The organism is Uliginosibacterium paludis, assembly GCF_039631355.1.
In the GTDB taxonomy this organism is placed as follows: domain Bacteria; phylum Pseudomonadota; class Gammaproteobacteria; order Burkholderiales; family Rhodocyclaceae; genus Uliginosibacterium; species Uliginosibacterium paludis.
In genome coordinates this window covers 419,527-436,784 of sequence record NZ_JBDIVF010000003.1, presented here as the reverse complement: position 1 = coordinate 436,784, position 17,258 = coordinate 419,527, and the positions used below count along the sequence as shown (strand labels likewise).

16 protein-coding genes and 1 tRNA gene are annotated in these 17,258 nt (G+C 59.1%); 12 read left to right on the top strand and 5 right to left on the bottom strand.

Features of this window, described 5'->3' with window-relative positions:
• The first annotated feature begins 79 nt into the window (after positions 1 to 79).
• From fliO to mobV, 12 genes are all read left to right on the top strand, one after another.
• A complete protein-coding gene (gene fliO, locus ABDB87_RS10785) occupies positions 80 to 496 on the top strand; it encodes a flagellar biosynthetic protein FliO (protein ID WP_345926814.1) in 417 nt (138 codons plus the stop codon).
• Complete coding sequence (gene fliP, locus ABDB87_RS10780) at positions 486 to 1,238, top strand: flagellar type III secretion system pore protein FliP (RefSeq protein WP_345926812.1); 753 nt, start codon at positions 486 to 488, stop codon at positions 1,236 to 1,238. Before fliO ends, fliP begins: the two co-directional genes overlap by 11 nt.
• Positions 1,239 to 1,266: 28 nt before the next feature.
• Entirely contained in the window at positions 1,267 to 1,536 is a 270-nt protein-coding gene (gene fliQ / locus ABDB87_RS10775) for a flagellar biosynthesis protein FliQ (RefSeq protein WP_345927299.1), read from the top strand.
• A gap of 6 nt (positions 1,537 to 1,542) precedes the next feature.
• Positions 1,543 to 2,331 carry a flagellar biosynthetic protein FliR gene (gene fliR, locus ABDB87_RS10770; RefSeq protein WP_345926810.1) on the top strand — a complete coding sequence of 263 codons (789 nt, stop codon included), beginning with the start codon at positions 1,543 to 1,545 and terminating at the stop codon, positions 2,329 to 2,331.
• An 89-nt stretch (positions 2,332 to 2,420) separates the two neighbouring features.
• Positions 2,421 to 3,182, top strand: a complete 762-nt coding sequence (gene minC, locus ABDB87_RS10765) for a septum site-determining protein MinC (protein WP_345926808.1) — start codon at positions 2,421 to 2,423, stop codon at positions 3,180 to 3,182.
• A 23-nt stretch (positions 3,183 to 3,205) separates the two neighbouring features.
• A complete protein-coding gene (gene minD, locus ABDB87_RS10760; protein ID WP_345926805.1) occupies positions 3,206 to 4,021 on the top strand; it encodes a septum site-determining protein MinD in 816 nt (271 codons plus the stop codon).
• A 1-nt stretch (position 4,022) separates the two neighbouring features.
• Complete coding sequence (gene minE, locus ABDB87_RS10755) at positions 4,023 to 4,289, top strand: cell division topological specificity factor MinE (RefSeq protein ID WP_345926803.1); 267 nt, start codon at positions 4,023 to 4,025, stop codon at positions 4,287 to 4,289.
• A 54-nt stretch (positions 4,290 to 4,343) separates the two neighbouring features.
• Positions 4,344 to 4,997 carry a trimeric intracellular cation channel family protein gene (locus ABDB87_RS10750; RefSeq protein WP_345926801.1) on the top strand — a complete coding sequence of 218 codons (654 nt, stop codon included), beginning with the start codon at positions 4,344 to 4,346 and terminating at the stop codon, positions 4,995 to 4,997.
• 13 nt (positions 4,998 to 5,010) lie between these two features.
• Positions 5,011 to 5,094: transfer RNA gene (locus tag ABDB87_RS10745), tRNA-Leu, on the top strand.
• Positions 5,095 to 5,278: 184 nt separating this feature from the next.
• Positions 5,279 to 5,638, top strand: coding sequence for a hypothetical protein (locus ABDB87_RS10740; protein WP_345926800.1), 360 nt, complete (start codon positions 5,279 to 5,281; stop codon positions 5,636 to 5,638).
• Between the two features lie 440 nt (positions 5,639 to 6,078).
• Positions 6,079 to 6,924, top strand: coding sequence for a hypothetical protein (locus ABDB87_RS10735; RefSeq protein WP_345926798.1), 846 nt, complete (start codon positions 6,079 to 6,081; stop codon positions 6,922 to 6,924).
• Positions 6,921 to 8,129 (top strand): MobV family relaxase, encoded by a 1,209-nt coding sequence (gene mobV, locus ABDB87_RS10730; protein ID WP_345926796.1) that lies wholly within the window; start codon positions 6,921 to 6,923, stop codon positions 8,127 to 8,129. Before ABDB87_RS10735 ends, mobV begins: the two co-directional genes overlap by 4 nt.
• Before the next feature lie 50 nt (positions 8,130 to 8,179).
• Here mobV and drmC read toward each other — a convergent pair whose 3' ends face one another.
• From drmC to ABDB87_RS10705, 5 genes are read right to left on the bottom strand one after another with little or no spacing between them, the layout of a single operon-like run.
• Entirely contained in the window at positions 8,180 to 8,941 is a 762-nt protein-coding gene (gene drmC / locus ABDB87_RS10725) for a DISARM system phospholipase D-like protein DrmC (protein ID WP_345926794.1), read from the bottom strand.
• A 1-nt stretch (position 8,942) separates the two neighbouring features.
• Positions 8,943 to 10,802 carry a DrmB family protein gene (gene drmB, locus ABDB87_RS10720; protein ID WP_345927297.1) on the bottom strand — a complete coding sequence of 620 codons (1,860 nt, stop codon included), beginning with the start codon at positions 10,800 to 10,802 and terminating at the stop codon, positions 8,943 to 8,945.
• Between the two features lie 2 nt (positions 10,803 to 10,804).
• On the bottom strand, positions 10,805 to 14,791 hold the full coding sequence (gene drmA, locus ABDB87_RS10715; protein ID WP_345926792.1) for a DISARM system helicase DrmA: 3,987 nt from the start codon (positions 14,789 to 14,791) through the stop codon (positions 10,805 to 10,807).
• Positions 14,792 to 14,815: 24 nt separating this feature from the next.
• Entirely contained in the window at positions 14,816 to 15,766 is a 951-nt protein-coding gene (locus ABDB87_RS10710) for an O-methyltransferase (RefSeq protein WP_345926791.1), read from the bottom strand.
• 2 nt (positions 15,767 to 15,768) lie between these two features.
• On the bottom strand, positions 15,769 to 17,229 hold the full coding sequence (locus ABDB87_RS10705) for an ATP-binding protein (protein WP_345926789.1): 1,461 nt from the start codon (positions 17,227 to 17,229) through the stop codon (positions 15,769 to 15,771).
• Positions 17,230 to 17,258: the final 29 nt, after the last annotated feature.

Genomic DNA, 17,258 nt, shown 5'->3' with positions numbered 1-17,258 from the left:
TTTTGCATGGCTTTTCCCGGCCTGCCCATCGTCACCCGCCGGCTATCCTCGTTTCACTTTCCCTCATCCGGTGACGGACGTGAAACGCATCACCCTTCTTCCCTTGCTGACCGCCCTGCCCGCCACTGCGGCAAGCAGCGCGCCACCGATATCGCCAGCAGGCAGCCTGGTCCAGATGTTCGTCGGGCTCGGCATTACGCTCGCCCTGCTGATCGGCGGTCTGCATGTTCTCAAGCGCTTGCAGGGCGTGCGCGGCAAGGCTCCCGGCGCCATGCGGATCCTCGGCGCAACGTCAGTCGGCACGCGTGAAAAGGTCGTGCTGCTTGGCGTTGGCAAGAAAGTGCTGGTACTGGGCGTGAGCCCGGGTCGAATCAGCACGCTCCACACCCTGGAAAGCGACGAGCTTCCTGCGCCTGAGCCCGTCAGCCCGATGCCTGTGGCCGGAGAATTCGCCGGTCGCCTCAGGCAATTCATGGAGCGTCGTCGTGAGCACTGAACAGATCGCCCGCCTCATCCGCCTGGCAGGCATCACGGCCCTGGTCCTGCCCCTGCTTGCCCACGCCCAGGGTGTGCCGGCGCTGACCAGCACGCCCGGGCCGGGCGGCAGCACGCAGTACAGTCTGCCGGTGCAGACGCTGGTGATGATGACGGCATTGTCCTTCCTGCCGGCCGCAGTGCTCATGATGACCTGCTTCACCCGCATCATCATTGTCTTCTCGCTGCTGCGCCACGCACTGGGCACACAGACCACGCCGCCCAATCAGGTGGTGGTCGGGCTGGCGCTGTTCCTCACCTTTTTCATCATGCAGCCGGTGCTCGACAAGGTGTATCAGGACGCCTACGTGCCGCTCTCGGAAAACCGGATTTCATTCACCGAGGCACTCGACCGCGCATCGGTCCCGATGAAAACCTTCATGCTGGCCCAGGTCCGCGAAACGGATCTGTCGATGTTTGCTCAGCTGGCAAAGATTCCCAAGGTCGACAAGGCAGCGGATCTGCCGATGCGTGTCGTGATTCCCGCCTTCGTGACCAGCGAACTCAAGACCGCGTTCCAGATCGGCTTCATCGTGTTCATTCCCTTCCTGATCATCGACATGGTGGTTGCCACCGTGCTGATGTCGATGGGGATGATGATGATGTCTCCGGTCATCGTCTCGCTGCCCTTCAAGATCATGCTCTTCGTGCTCGTCGACGGCTGGAACCTGCTGATCTCCTCGCTCGTCCAGAGTTTCGGCTGAGCGCCCCGCAAAGGAAACCCGCATCATGATGACCCCCAGCACTGTCATGGAACTCGGCCGCGGCGCGCTTGAAGTGGCCTTCATGGTCGCGGCGCCGATGTTCGTCGCCGCGTTGGTCACCGGCCTGATCGTGAGCATCCTTCAGGCCGCCACGCAGATCAACGAAACGACATTGTCCTTCGTGCCCAAGCTGCTGGTGATGTTCGTCACGCTGGTGCTGGCGGGCCCCTGGATGATCACCACCCTGACCGACTACATCCGCAGGCTCTACACGGCCATTCCCTCGATCATCAACTGACGCGCAATGATCACCCTGACTTCGGCCCAGATCGACGCATTGCTGGTGAGCTGGTTCTTCCCGCTTGCGCGCATCCTGGGCATGGTCAGTACCGCACCCGTCTTCAACAGCCGCGCCGTGCCGATGCGGATCCGGCTGACCGTCGGGCTGGTACTGGTGATGGCCATCGCACCGGCGCTGCCCGCAGCGCCTGCCATCCAGCCCGGCACCTGGCAGGGCATCGCCCTCTTCGTGCAGCAGATCGTCATCGGGCTGTCGATCGGGCTGGCCATGCGCATCGTGATGGCCGCCTTCGACATCGCCGGTGAAATCATCGGCCTGCAGATGGGTCTCTCCTTCGCCACCTTCTTCGACCCGGACACCTCCGCACAGACGGCCGTGCTGGGCGAGCTGCTCGGGCTGCTGGCGACCCTCGTTTTCCTAGCCCTGAATGGCCACCTGCTGATGATTGACGTGCTGGTCAGGAGTTTCGAAATCGCGCCTATCGGCGGCGTCCACTTCACGACCAAGCCCTGGGCGGCCCTGCTTCAGCTCTCCACACTGGTTTTCGCCAGCGGCCTGCTGATCGCCCTGCCAATGATCGCAGCACTGCTCATCACCAACATCGCCCTGGCTGTCCTGACTCGTGCGGCCCCCCAGCTCAACATCTTCGCGGTGGGTTTTCCGGTCACCTCGACCGTCGGGCTGCTTCTGCTGATCGTCTCCCTCGAAGCCTTCGCGCCGGCCGTGCAGCATGTTCTGGACCGCGGATTCGATATCACCGCGCAGTTCATCAGGGCCCTGCCGGGCATCTGAAGCCCTGCAGACAAGATCCGGCTTGCCCCCGCGGGCACATCAAAAGTAGACTCGTGCGGTCTCGTTACAACCCTATTGCATAGCCGCCCATGGCAAAACCCATTGAATTCAAGTCGGGCACACTGACAGCCATGAGTGCTGTACTGCGTGAAGTCGACAACGTCCGCCTGGCAGACGCCCTGCAGGTGATGATGGGCGGAATGGGCGAGTTCTTTGCAGGAGAGCCGACCATCATCGATCTGACGCAGGCCGCGCAGATTCCGGAACGCGTCGACTGGACCGGCCTGACGAGCCTGCTGCGGCGCTATGGCCTGCAGCCGGTGGCCGTTCGCGGCGCTCCCGATTTTCTTCATGACACCGCGCGCCGCGCCGGCCTCGCCGTGCTTGAAGCGCAGGCGACCGAGATGAAACCCGCCCGGGCCGCTCCCGCAGAGCCGGTGGACGTGCCGCCCCCCGCCCCTGTCCCGCAGGAAGCGGCCGGTCAGGAAGCGCCGTCGGCGCTCAAATCCATGATTGTCGAGCGCACCATCCGCTCGGGCCAGCAGGTGTATGCGCGCGGCTGTGATCTCATCGTGCTGGGTGCCATCAGCAACGGCGCCGAAGTCATCGCTGACGGCAGCATCCACTGCTACGGCCCGCTGCGTGGCCGCGCCATCGCCGGCGCCCAGGGCGACCGCGAGGCGCGCATCCTGTGCAGCAACTTCGGCCCCGAGCTCATCGCGGTGGCCGGCGTGTTCCGCACCTTCGAAAAAGGCATTCCCGCGCAAATCGGCGGCAAGGCAGCGCAAGCCCTGCTGCGCGGGGAAGCAGACAAGCAATCGCTGGTGCTCGAACCGCTCCAGCTCAACTGACAAATAGAACAAGGGAGATCCCAGTGACCCGCATCATCGTCGTAACCTCCGGCAAGGGAGGCGTAGGCAAGACCACCACCAGCGCCAGTTTCGCTTCGGGCCTGGCCCTGCGCGGTTTCAAGACAGCGGTCATCGATTTCGACGTCGGTCTGCGCAATCTCGACCTGATCATGGGCTGCGAGCGTCGCGTGGTGTATGACCTCATCAACGTGATCCACGGCGAAGCCAATCTGAATCAGGCGCTGATCAAGGACAAGCACTGCGAGAATCTCTTCGTGCTGCCGGCCTCGCAGACGCGTGACAAGGACGCGCTCTCCGAAGAAGGCGTCGAAAAGATCATCAAGGAGCTCGGACACATGGGCTTCGACTATGTGGTCTGCGATTCGCCCGCCGGTATCGAAAGCGGCGCAGTGATGGCCCTGACCTTCGCCGACGAGGCGCTGGTGGTGACCAACCCTGAAGTCTCCTCGATCCGCGACTCCGACCGCATCCTCGGCATCCTGCAAAGCAAGAGCCGCCGTGCCATCGAAGGGCGCGAACCGGTCAAGGAGCATCTGGTGATCACGCGCTATTCCTCCAAGCGCGTGGAGGAAGGCGAAATGCTGTCCTACAAGGATGTGCAGGAACTGCTGCGCATCCCGCTGCTGGGCGTGATCCCGGAATCGGAAACCGTGCTCCAGGCCTCCAACGCCGGCAGCCCGGTCATCCATACCAAGGAATCCGAAGCTGCCGAAGCCTATCTGGACATCGTCTCCCGTTTCCTGGGAGAAGATCGCCCCCTGCGTTTCGTTGCCTACGAAAAACCCGGCCTGCTCAAGCGCATCTTCGGAGGAGCCTGACATGTCCTGGCTCGACAAGATCTTCGGCAACAACCAGCCCAAGTCCGCGCAGCTGGCCAAGGAACGCCTGACCCTGGTGATTGCGCACCAGCGCTCTGGCGACGAGCCGACGCCTGACTTTCTTCCGGACCTGCAGAAAGAGCTGATCGCGGTCATCTCCAAGTATGTGAAGGTCAGCGAAGACGACATCAAGGTTCAGCTCGAGAAGAAGGGCAATTACGAGGTTCTCGAAGTGAACATCGTGATGCCCGAACCCGGCGCCCGCTGATACCCACCTTGCCCCGATGCCCGGCCTGCATGCCGGGTATCCCGCCTGCTGCCGATGAACACGCTCGTTTCCTTTGACTGGCTCTATCTGGTCGGCACCGTCTCGTTCTCCGTTTCCGGCTACCTTATCGGCGCCCGCAAGCATTACGACCTACTGGGTATCGTGATCCTGGCGCTGCTGACCGCGATTGGCGGCGGCCTGATCCGCGACGCGCTGGTCAGCCGCATGCCCGCGGTTTTCACTGACGCCGGCCCGGTCGCGGCCTGCCTCGTCACGCTCATCGCGGCCTGGATTCTCCGTCTGGAGCGACACAGCCAACTCGTCCTGCAGCGGACCTTCATCATCGCCGACTCCATCGGACTCGTCGCCTTCGCGATTGCCGGTGCGCAACTGGGCATCGCGCTCGACATCAATCTTTTCGGCGTCTGCTTTCTCGGCTTCGTCACGGCCACCGGAGGCGGACTGGTACGCGACATGATGGTGAACGAAGTCCCGTTCATCCTTCACCGGGATTTCTATGGCACCGTCGCCATCCTGACCGCCGCCCTGATTGATGGTGCCCACGTCATGGGCGCGAATGACGCGATTACACGCTGGGGCATCTTCTGCTTCGGCCTCGCCATCCGCCTGATCGCCCACAGTCACGATCTCAGCCTGCCGCGCCCGCAGCGCCGGCCCCCTGGCCCGGATCAGGACGCTTCGGGTTAGAATGCCGTCCCCCGCCCGGATGGTGAAACTGGTAGACACAAGGGACTTAAAATCCCTCGCTAATGGCGTACGGGTTCGATCCCCGTTCCGGGCACCAGTAGATTTAGCAAGGCTTTCGGAGTTTTATCCCTTCAAATGAGGGATGCCGAATTATACCGAGCTGTACCGAAATTTTTGACCGTAGTTGACCTGATGGTAAACACCAGACTACCAATCAGGGAGCCGGATTTAGGGATAACGCGGGACTTCCAAATCCAGAGGACGGTGACTATGATCACGCCATGACCTGCCTCTCCCGCATCCTCACCGACGACCAATTGCGTGCTCTTAAGCGCGCGGCATGGCCGCTTGTGGGGGCTGCTTTTGCAATGCTTGTGCTGGGTATTGGCTTGCTGCATCTCCAGAAATTTTTTGGCGTCAACGTGGACTTCGCCGGGGTGCTGACTGCACCACTGATTCTTGTTGCCACCCTGCTTCCCGCTCTCCTTCATGGCCTCATAGAACCGCTTGACGAGGCGATTCGGCGCTATTTTCCCTGCCCCTCCCTCCCCTGCGTCCGGCTGCCCATTCATGGTCTTGCGCCCTTCGTCTCGATCAACCCCCAGGTAAACACCCCGCCCCCCCGTTTTTCCATCGCCTGACCTACCTAGCGCGGGCCGTCTCGCGGCTCGATGTGTAAGTCTTTGCCTGCGCATCGCGCGGGCAGCGAGGAAAAAATGAAAACCGATTTTTTGCAAGGCGACGGCTTAGTCGCGCTGAAACGCGCAGCCGCCTATCTGGACCTCGAACCACAAACTATTCGCAACAAGATGTGGCGAGGAGAGTGGCCTCTGCCAGTCGCGCGGCAGGGCTCCCGCGTCTACTTTTTTGAGAACGATCTCCGCCACTACGCCGCAAGCTTGCGTGGGAAGCAACGCCCCCGACGCGGCGCCCCGACTGCTGCAGAACGCCAAGCAGCCGCCAAAGCTGGCATTTCCGTGCCGGCATGGCGGTCGCAACAAGGGGGACAACCATGAAGAGCAGCAGCATGCTGTCCCGGGCCTTCTTTAGGCGCCCTAATGTTAGAAGTCTCGGGCCGAACATGAAACTCGTTCTGGTGGCGATCACCGTCGGCTGCGAGTCCAATATCGGCACCTATCGCCCGGTTGGGCTAGCTGAAGATACGGGGCTTGACCTGAATGTCTTAGCTGATGCTCTTGCAGATCTTGAGCGCTGCGGCCATCTGGTAAGAGATCAAAGCACGGGTGAATTATTCCTGGCCGACTTTTTCAGGGACAACACATTCCGGAATCACAGACGGTACATCCAGGCGCAGAACGACCTCCTCAGAGTCGATTCTATCCTCCTGAGAGAAAAGATCCTTACCGCCGTTTCACAAAACTCTGGGTGCGGTCTGGTCGTGAAAAATCAACAACTTGCTTGGCAAGTAGAAGCACAAGTAGAAGATAAACAAAATGAAGTAGAAGAACAACGCAATCCGGGCGCACACGTGTCATCAAAACATCCTTCTACTGCGTCTCGTTCTCAAGCGAATCGCACCCTAAAAAACTGGGAAGAGCGGCCTTCCGGGATTGAAACGTGGAACGCCGAGGACGTTACAGCCGCAAAAAAACTAGAAACTGACTACACGAAAGAACTGATTTCAGCGGTGACCCAACGATTGATTGACGCTGGGATAAGCCCTCTGCCTAAGCGTGTCAAACGGGAGTTGGTTACTCAACAGCGCTTACGCGAAATCCGTCGAAAACGAACTGAGGCGGAGGCGGCTGCACAAATCCGCCTGTCCGCTCCGCCTGCGATGGACGCCGCTGTAGTAGCCCGTGGCAACCAAATGCTTGAACGCGGGAAAAGAGCGAACAAGCTCCGTAGTGAGTACTGCACTCAGCCGCCTGTTCAACCATCTATGCACGAGGAGGAATTGCAATGAAACAATTCGCCATCCTTCGATTTTCGAAACTGAAATCATTGCAAAATGTTGCTGCATCAGGTCAACACACATGGCGCGAGCGTGATACACCCAATGCCGACCCCCAACGAACGCCACGCAACAAAACGATTGGCGCAAAGGGAAGCATCCAGCTGGTTGAAGCCATCAAGGCACGACACGCAGTCGTGTCAGAAAAAATTAGCGCGACGTCGGTCGCTGCCATTGAGGTTTTGGCAACCGCCTCGCCAGGATGGTGGAAAAAATCCAGTCAACAAAATATTTCATACTTCTTTGAACGCACAGCCGAATGGCTGAATGAAACATTCGGAGATGAAAATGTCGTAAGCATGACCATCCACTTTGACGAGACCAGCCCACATCTTGTGGCATATATATCCCCGGTCATCGAAGTTGCTAGCACAACACGAAGGCGCTCAATCATCGTAGGAACGAACCCAGACGGTACGAAACGACGTGAGACGAAGGAGTTTCAAACTGCTTCTGGCTACAGATTATCAGCCGCACACTGGTTAGATGGCCGCAAAAAACTCTCAAGGTTGCAAACTGATTTTGCAAAAGTAATGGAACCGATCGGACTAAGCCGCGGAGTAGAAAATAGCCGAGCAAAGCATCAATCAATAAAAATTTACTACGCGCGCGTTGCAGCTCCACTGCCCATTTTGCCAAACTTACGTACGCCTAAACCACTGCCGATGCCTCCAAAACCCCAGCCCCCCGGTTTTCTGGCATCAAAAGTGCTGCGTGCGGCTTATGAGTCATGGCACCGCGAGGCAGCCCGCCGTGAACAACAGGTGCGAGCGCACCAAGCAGAACTGATTAAACGAGGGATGACGGCAGTCGAGCTAGTCGAGGAGCTTACCCCACAAGCCCGGGAACGCGACCAGGCTGTAGCCGCCAAAGAATTGCTAGAGCAACACCTAGACAGAATCAGGGAGCGAGCCCTACGCGCCGAGGAGCGGGCCTCGAAGGCCGAAGCCGTAGCTTCCCTCTTCACTGCCGAAGAGGTCGAGTTTCGGCAGCGACAGCGCGAGGCCGAGAAGACCAAGCTGCGTGAAATCAAATTGGTTGGACCTCTTCCCAGGAATTTCGTCCATTTTTTCAAACCTAGGTCGCCAAATACGGAGAGCCCCGGAATTGGCTACGAGAAGAGCAGTCTTCAGAGTACCGCCTACCTCAGTCCATAATCAATAGCTGAAGCGTAGAGTCAGTCTGTTCCAACTTTATCGATACTTCTTCAAACGGGGGAAACCAATTTCGTATCGACCAACGATCGCAAGTGGTCGTCCAGCAACCTGGGGATGTATCCTCCCGAGATGAGCACGCCTGCCTCCATGTTCTTCTCCATGGCGTAGCCGGTGAGATTGGCGCTGGTGATGAAGCAGGCGGTCTTGTCGGCGACAGCGACTTTGGCGTGCACGCGGCCATCCGCAAAGTCACCGGTCTTGTCGCGCCATGCATAGAGCTGCGCGCCGGGCACCAGGCCTCGCATCTTGCCAATGACGTCGATGTTGATGCTGCCCCCATGGTCTTGCGAAGACTCCAGCAACATGGTGATGTTCACCCCGCGCTCAGTGGCGGCGTTCAGTGCTTTGACGATGGTCGACACATCGTAGGCTACGAAGCTGGTGATGAACAACGACTGTTCAGCGGAGTTGATGACCTGCAGAAGCGCCTGCTCTGTTCGGCGCGCCGATACAAAAGGCGTCGTCGGGCCAGTCCACACGAGTTCGGTGGATTGCTCCGAAGCGGCTTTGGTGTAGACGTGGCTGGCAGCGAGAAGCATTGAGGCCAGTTCGTCTGAACCGACCTCGGTGTTTTGCCACGCGGCCGCAAGTTGCTCGACCACGGTGCTGGCCACTGGAGTTCCCACCACGCTTGGCAATGTCGATGCAGCTTTGCTGGCTTCGGTTCGACGAACACGAGCGGCGATGGCCTGTACCTTTTCCGGCGAAACCAGAGAGACCAATGCTGCAATGGCATCCAAGAGTTCATCCATGTCAGAAACCCTTGAAGAAAGCAGCGTCTGCGCGTTCGAGTGTCGGGACGAGCAGTGACCGATCCAGATAGCGGTTGCCACGCTCACAAGAGGTCTCCGCTACCAAACTGCACGCATGGCAGGCAGCACCATGTAGGGAGCGATCCTTCTCCGGATCATGTTCCGAGCAGAGTGGATCAGATGAGCAGATCTTCGAGCGATTCAGTGCTTGCTCCAGCAAACGGCCAAGGTTCTCTGGCTTGCCGAGATCGACGAGGCCGCCCAACGTGCCGTCAGAATCTGCTGCTGCGGTGTAGATGAGGATGCCCGCCTGCGGGCTGTCGCCCGATGTATCGGCATAGATGCGCTCACGAATGCTCGCAGCGTTGTATCCGCACTCCAGCGCCAGTTCACGAATCAGTAAATGAGACAGGGTGTGCAGCATTGCATAGCGAATGCCGGGGTAGCCTTCGTTCGGGTCGAGATGACGCGAATTGCGCCATCCCTTATGACCACCCCGGAGCATCTGGTCGACCTTTTTCAAGCCATCCAATGCCTCCCATTTGACGAGCGCGGCTTCGTCAAACTGCACGAAGATCCCTTCGCCGTGAACCTGATTGGCTGGCACCCAGTCTGGCTTGCTGCGCGACAGGCTGGCCATTTGGGGGCGTTCATTCGGATCGCCAGACTCTTCGGGCGCTTCGACCCGAGTGAAGCCCAACAAGGCATTCACCTCGCGCAAGCGCTCAAGGAGCAAGACTCGACTGATATGGCCGCTGAATCCCGGTGGCGTGCCGACCTTCTTGCTCATGAAGTGCGGGTAGTCCGTGGGGGGATTGGCCTCTGTCAGCACATCCCACTCGGGCCCTTTGATGTCGGCCTCACCCACGACATCCCGCCCGCCGCCGGAGCGATGCGCCTCGATGGCCGCCCAGATCGCCGCTGCATTGTACTTATCGATTCCAGGCAACGCCCCGGTCTTCTTCAGTGTCTTCACCGTCACCGACACTTCGGCTTCGGAATCGAGATCTTCGAAAAACTCCCAGCCATCCTGGATCAGCTGACTGAGTGGGTCTTTGGTCTGAGGAATCGCGAGCGCCGAGAGCGTGATGGGGAACCAGCTATTCGTGGCCCCCAGCAGAACTGCGCGAGCCTCTTCATCACATTCATTCTCGAAGTGATCCAAGTGGGGATGACGCCCTCGGCAACCCGGCAGATTCTCTTTGCCTGCCTTGCCGAATGCGTGCGCCATGCTTCTCGATGCACCACAGGCATCACACTTTACCCACAGGTTTTCGGTTTGCAGCGACGCGCCGCTCTCGAAGAAGCGCAGCGTGCCCTTGCACGAGCTGTTACCGCCATGGACGAAGTAATGCCAAGGGAAGTCGTCGAGGTGACCGTCGCGGCAGGCCAACAGGAAACGCGCGGGGACGGCATCCGCGTCCTTGGCCGGTTGGTCGCCTTTGGAACCACGGCAGCCTTTGTGAACGAAGCGGGTTCGCTCCGGCCTGAAACGGTTCTCCTTGATCTCGAACAGACCGGCATCGAAGGGCGACAGCAGGCCGCACTTCACGCAGCGCATCCAGCGCGGGAATGGCCGCACGGGAACGCCGATGTTGGCCTCGGCCGACCAGACGTCGACGAGTTCACTCTTCTGGAATGGCGGCATCCGCAGGTTTTCGACCTGGGTTCCCAGAACCTTCCGAACGGCAGCGAGCAACCGTGCTTCTTGAATCGGCTGGCAGCGATCCTTTTCCCATCTGTCGATGCCGAGCGTCACTACAGAAAGGCTGGGCAGGTCGATCAGCGCACCGGGGCCATAAGTCCACAGCAATTGGCTTGGGCGTACTTCGCCGACTGGCGTTTTGTTGTTGATGATCATCTTCAATCCTCATCCTTCGTTGCGGGACGAGGCTTCCAATCGTGATCGTCCGTGATATGGCTCGTGTTCATGATCAGACGCACGCCGGGTTCGACCTCTCGCATCGACATCGGTACGGTCCAGTTGTCCCAGGCTTGAAGTCCTGGCGACTTGATCAATGGCACGGTCTTGTCTTTTTCGGGGCCACGCTTCTCATACGCCAAGATCCGTCCACCCTTGCTGACTTCTTTCGCCCATTCGTCGGCGCGCTCTTTCAGCTCGGTCTCAGCCAACTGCTTACGCGAGTTGTCTTCAGCAACATTGCCCGCGCGAGTCGCCAGCACCTTGATGGCATCGACGATCTCGGCTTGATTGGACATGCTCAGTTGGCCAGCACCTTCGTTTGGGCTGAATTCGTCGTTCTCCAGACGCATCAGGCTCAACAACGAGCCCGTCAGACCACGATCCATCGCGCGTGGCGAGAATGGCGTCACTGATTGCGCCTCGACGTGTTTGTAGAACGTGGCGTGGTAATGCTCGAAGGTTTCGTAATGCGACAGGTCGCGCGGTCTGGCCCACGTCAGCACCGTGCAGACCAAGCCTGGGAAGGAACGCCCCACACGGCTGGTGGCCTGAATGTATTCGGCAGTTCCCTTGGGCTGTCCGTTTACTGCCATCAGCCCGAGCCGATTCACGTCGACACCCACCGACAGCATGTTCGTCGCCAGCACCACATCGATGGCGCGCGTGTCACCCTCCTGCCAGCGGGTCACATACTTGCCGGTAGCGGTGTCGAACTCGGACTTGAACTTGACCTCCAGGTTGTCGAGGTACTTGGGGATATCCTGACTCGACACCCGCGACGTCAGCTCGCGAATGTTACTGATGCTGCGTTGTGCCAGTGCGGGGCGCTCCACCATGCTCATCTGCACGCGGTAGGAACGTGTCTGCACATCGTCCTCTGCCAGTCGCTTCATCCCGCCCAACTCACGCAGGGAATTGAAGTAACCGACCATGGTCATGTACGGGTCGGCAGGCTCGCCGAAGTGATCGAACAGCTCCTGTGCTGCCGTCAGGAACGCGGTGTAGACGCGGATCAGCATCGCGGGCCGCGAACTGCCGGGCGAGCACACCCCGAGGTAACGCCGCCCCGGCTTTTCTTCGATCGGGCGTTGCACCGAGAAGAAGTTGTCTTCCACGTCCAGACCGTGCGGTGGAAACACCGAGACGCGACGCATGAAGACGTTGTTCACTTGCTCCTTGGCTTTGCGCACTGTTGCCGTGGAGGCGATGATCTTAGGCTTGACCGTCTTGCCATCGAGCGTCCAGCCGCACAGTTCATCCACGGCAGTCTCATACAAGCCCACCATGGTGCCCAGCGGCCCACTGATCAGGTGGAACTCATCCTGAATGATCAAGTCGGGCGGACGTATCGGGTTGATGGTCTTCACCTTGGAGGAAGGAAAGCCCTTGCCAGCTTGGTGATTGCCATTGCAATCGGCACCTTGCCAAAGCAGGCCGTGGCGCTCGCATTCCTGCCCCACGCGACCAAACAGTGTGCGCACCTGACCACGCCACGCCATCATGGCGAACTTGTCCACGGTGGCGATCATCATCGTGGGTGGGCGGTGGTAGATCTCTTCGTCCACGACCAGCACCGGAATCCCCGGATGCGGCTGCTTGCTGGACTTGCCCTTGGAAAAGTCGCAGCGACCTTTCTTGTCGCCGCAGTAGACGAAAGTACGGCCAGAGCCTTTGTCGACCTCGACGTCGCGCCCAGGAGCCACTTCCGAACCGCACCACGGGCAACTGGTGAGCTGCGCAGGGGATGCTGCTCCGGCGTTGTATTTGCCGGGGTTACGTACATCCTCGATGGCGCGGTGGCTGTCTTCGGTCGTGCCCGGTGTGACCTTATTGCCAACCCAGAGGCCGATGGTGAAGGGTTCCGTGCCAAGGAATTTGTCGCCCTTGTCCAGCGCCTCTCGACGCAACACTTCCATGGCGCAAATCAACGCCGTGGCGCGCTGGAATTGCTGCAGCGTCAGCAAGCGCAGCGTGTAACGCATGATCACGGCCAAACCGCGCGAGCTGTCGAACCCGCCGAGATTGCCCTGCATGCGCCGAATGGCCATGGTGAAGGCGGCCACGCCCAAATAGGCCTCGGTCTTACCGCCACCGGTGGGGAACCACAGCAGATCGGCATAGGCCTCGACGGGCTGGACGCGATCCGGATGACTCGGGTCTGCCAGCGACGGAATCGAGAGCAGCAGAAACGCCAACTGGAAAGGGCGCCAACTGCGGTTCTTCAGCACATCGAACTTGTCGAGGGTGACATCCTCGCCCCGGCGCATAGCCAGTGCGTATTGGCTACGTACGCGCTGAGTGGCCATGGCTCTGTTGGCGAAGCGAAAGGCCGCCAGCGCTTTTTTATCGGCTTTCAGTGTGTCGATACCATGCTGCAGGCGTGTGTGGATCTCTTGGCAACGATCCATCGCTTGCTGCGACTGGGTGTCGTAGCCGGTGACTTCCGCACCGACGCGGGCGCGCTGTTCATCGATCCACGCGGCGTAATCCTTGGTCAGCATGCTCAAGGCATCGACCAGCGGGTCGATGTCCAAGGTTGCCAGTCGCTGCATATCCAGCAGGCCACTGCTGACCATCTCGCGCATCGCCGGGCGGTCGGATGGATCGAGGCCGGGTGTCTCCGTCACCTGCACCTCGTACTGTGGCATCACCGTGGTGCGCACCTCGGTGGCCAGCGTCACGTCGTCTGCGGTTTTGGCGTGGACGGCAACGCCATGTCCGACGGCGAATTCGACGCGATTGCGGTAGATCATCTCCAGCGCAAGGCGCTCCCGAATATCATCGGTTTCCACTATGTTCGGATCAGGCTTCAGCACCGGCCTGCGCCGGAAGATGGCGCGATTGGCGGCGTCCTGTGTCGATCGAACGATCAGCTCGGGCTGGAATACCCACGCAGTGTCGCGGTTGGTGTCCGGCTCTTCCTGTGCATTCACCAGGAACAAGGTGACCAACCGATCGCCATTGGCATTCTTGGCCCGAATGGAACCCTGCACGCGCACTTCGGGAAATTCGTTGTCGGGAGCCTGATGCCGAATCATGCCCTCGGTCAGCGGCAGCACGATCTTGCCGCCACAAGGAATGCGCTGCCACACCTTGGCCTTCTGCCCGTTGGACTTGAGCAGTTCATGCTCATCATTCGGTACACGCTCGTAGCGGCCCCAGCGCGCTTCGATCTCGATCCGGTCGGCGTCACCATCGACGCAGAAAGTCATGCCCAAACTGCTGGGCACCAGCGACTGGTTGCTGGCGGCATCGATCTCGTCAGCCGAATCCGATTCCGGCTCCACACGGCCGGTGGCCGTTCCAAACTCCGCCCCCGGCTCGTGACGTCCCGGAGCCTTGCCCTCCGTGGGCGCATCAAAGTCGTCATTGGCCAGTGGCCCGTCCAACCCCTCGATGCCGCCCTGTGCAGCCTCACGCGGGGCCAGTTTGCCGACCAGGTAGCGGTCGCGCACCCCCATGTCCACGATACGCTCACGGGGGCCGCCTGCCGGGCCGAGCAAGTCGTCCATCGCGGCCAGTTGCAACAGTTCACGGATATAGGCCTGATCCTCGATGGTCGGCACTTCGGCGATGGTCTTGTGCAATGCCTTGGAGAGCGACTCCAGAAAGTCCGTCCATTGAATTCGGCCAACGCTGCCGGACGAAGGCGGATTGAGCGACGTAAGGCCAATCGGAACCGTCGGATCGACCAACAGCATGCGATCGAAGTAGAGCGTGGTGGTCTCCAGATCGGAACGAACCCGTAGCACCCGCCCGACCCGCGTGATGTGGCCAGCGACGTTCAGGATCAACACCCAATCGTCATCGGCGATGGCTTGATAAAGCGAACGCTCGCCTTTCAGTCGCAACGTATAGGGTGCGAGCGTGAGATCGGCGGCAAGGCCATGATCAGTGGCGATCCATGCGTTGGGCGTTGTCGTCATGTTCGGAAACCTCGAATTCACGGGCTAAAGTTCGACTCGCGAAAAGTGCGGATAGATGCGGTAGAACCTCCTAAACACTTGGAATGGATCCTCGCCGAGCCCTGACTCTGGTAGCTCGAACCCAAGTTTTGTCTTGGCGTCTTCGTTCGATTCCATCGTTAAGCGCTCAAGCGTCGACAATGCCGGCAAGTCAATGCAAAGAGGTTTGCTTGGAGGCGAATAAAACGTCCAGCCCTTTAGGAGAGATTGAATAGCTTTGTCATCAGCCGCACATACTACGAGCGTGGCGGTAACCATCGGCTGGCCGTCCGCATAGTGTGTGCTCAATCCCCACACCACAGTTCGATCTGCGTGGCTGAGAGCCTCCTTCTCGACAGCCAAGAACAGGGCGCGAAGGATACTTTGGCCATAAGTCTTCCTCTCCATGCCCGCTGCAACGATGTCAGTCGGACACAGCGAACCAAGTCGGTCCTTGAATTTCTCGAGTCGCCAATCTAACAGAGCTTGGCCCGAGAGCTTTGGGTTCGGCTCTCCTAACGCGCTGGGCTGCGCGTTGAGCGTAACGCGTAGGATGCTATTGATCCTCACCTCTCCGACAGTGCGTGCAAAACGTCCAATTTGTTCAACAGGCTTTGGCGCTGTGTAATCGAACCAGATGATCGCAGGCTGGTCGAAGTCGTGTGCGTCAAGGTATTCCTCAAGGCTTGAGTGCACGCACTCTACGGACGCCGTGGGCCGATTGAAAAGCTGCCGCTTGTGCACCTCCTCCTCGGATTCGACACTCGTCATACGCTCGACTCCAAGGCGTGCATGCACGAGCCTAAAGTCTTCCAGAAATGAGCCGCCAAGCCCGATGTAGTGATGTCCCTCCAGCGACAACACTGGTGCAAGACGTGTCAACAACGAGAGAAACAACTCGCGATCCACTGCTTTATTTGGCCGAAGCTTGTACGGCACAGAAGAACCGGCGCTCACAATCACCCTCCCCGCGTCTTGGACGGCAAGGCAAGTGCAAGCTGGATCGCGAAGCACTCGTCGCCAACGGTTCCTGCGTTAACCCCGGGGTCGTCAAATAGCATTTTCGAGACGGCCCGCACCTCTTCAACTGGACGCGAAAACACGATCCTCTTGGATGAGGGTTTCTTCGCATCAGGTTTCGGAAGAACGCTACTTTTCTTTGGGTTGAACTCGACTACATCGACTTTCGAACCGACGTCATTGAGTGAGGACGATGTTCTTGCGGACTTACGAGAGGCAACCGCCTCAATCGCACTACTCAGTGACAATGGCTGTGCGTCCTGCCAGTGACTCTGTTGATCGGAACGAGGATGGTTCTTCCAGTCGTTCGTGTACGAGATCCATACCCGCATTCCCTCCTTCATTTTCACGAGGGACTCAAGCCAAAGCTCCGACGATGCATCAAGGGCGCGCTTAGTGGTAGTAACGGGAAGCTTCATCGCATCTTTTGCACGAAACTCAATGATGCCAGTGATGACCGCAAATTGTGGGTGGTAGAGAGGAACGAGCGGTAGGTCTCCCCAGCCCGTCAAGCGGCTCTTGTCTCCAACGATTACCGCGCGGTCATTGCAGAGCACAGTCCAACCCGCTGTAGCCGATGCGCGCTGGCCCGCGAAGTCGGCGTCATCGTCAGTATCGTCATCTTCAGAGCGGCGGCTCGTGTTGAGGCCGACAGTGATCGATACCGTTACATCACCGTCTGTCTTTTGATATACGTAAGGGGCCGGGCCATCCTCTCTAGGTGAAACTAGTACTTCGACATGGACAGGCTTCACCACCTCGTCGTTTAGTTCGATCTTGAATCCCCACTGGAGGAACATCGTAAAGTGCTGCGAGATTGCCGTGATCACCTCATTCACGAAAGCAGGGTTGGAAAAGTGCCTAGCAACACCCTCGTTCAACTCGCTCACGTAAATGGAGGTTCCTGGCTGTTCGAGTTTTTCCTTCGCCTCGGTGGGTTCGTGGATCGGAAGGGGGTCCCAATTCGTCGCGTCGAGCCATTGAGCGGTGATCGGAACCTCGTACGTATCATTGCCGTGACGGGTTTTTACGATTGAGTTGCGGCCCATTTTGAAGATCGCCCTCTTCATTCCGACGCCGTACATCCCGATAGTTTCGGTATCGGCGTCGCGGCTATCGTCAGCCTCCCGCCCCATTTTGAACGCGTAGTTTTTCGCGACCTCTCGCGGGATGCCGCCGCAGTTATCTTCAATGGAGAAATGATCCTTTGCGAGTCTGATCCTCACCCAGTACTTCTCGTACGTAGGTAGTTCGCCGTTGCTCTGTCGAAGAGCACCATCAAGACAGTTATCGATCAGATCAAGGATGGCATCCTCAAGTTTTATGTCACGCGTGAGCATCGACACGAAGAACTGTTTCGTCGGGCTCGCCTGAGCAGTGTCAGTGCTTAGTTTTGTCATGGACGGACTCTCCGCATACAAAACGAACC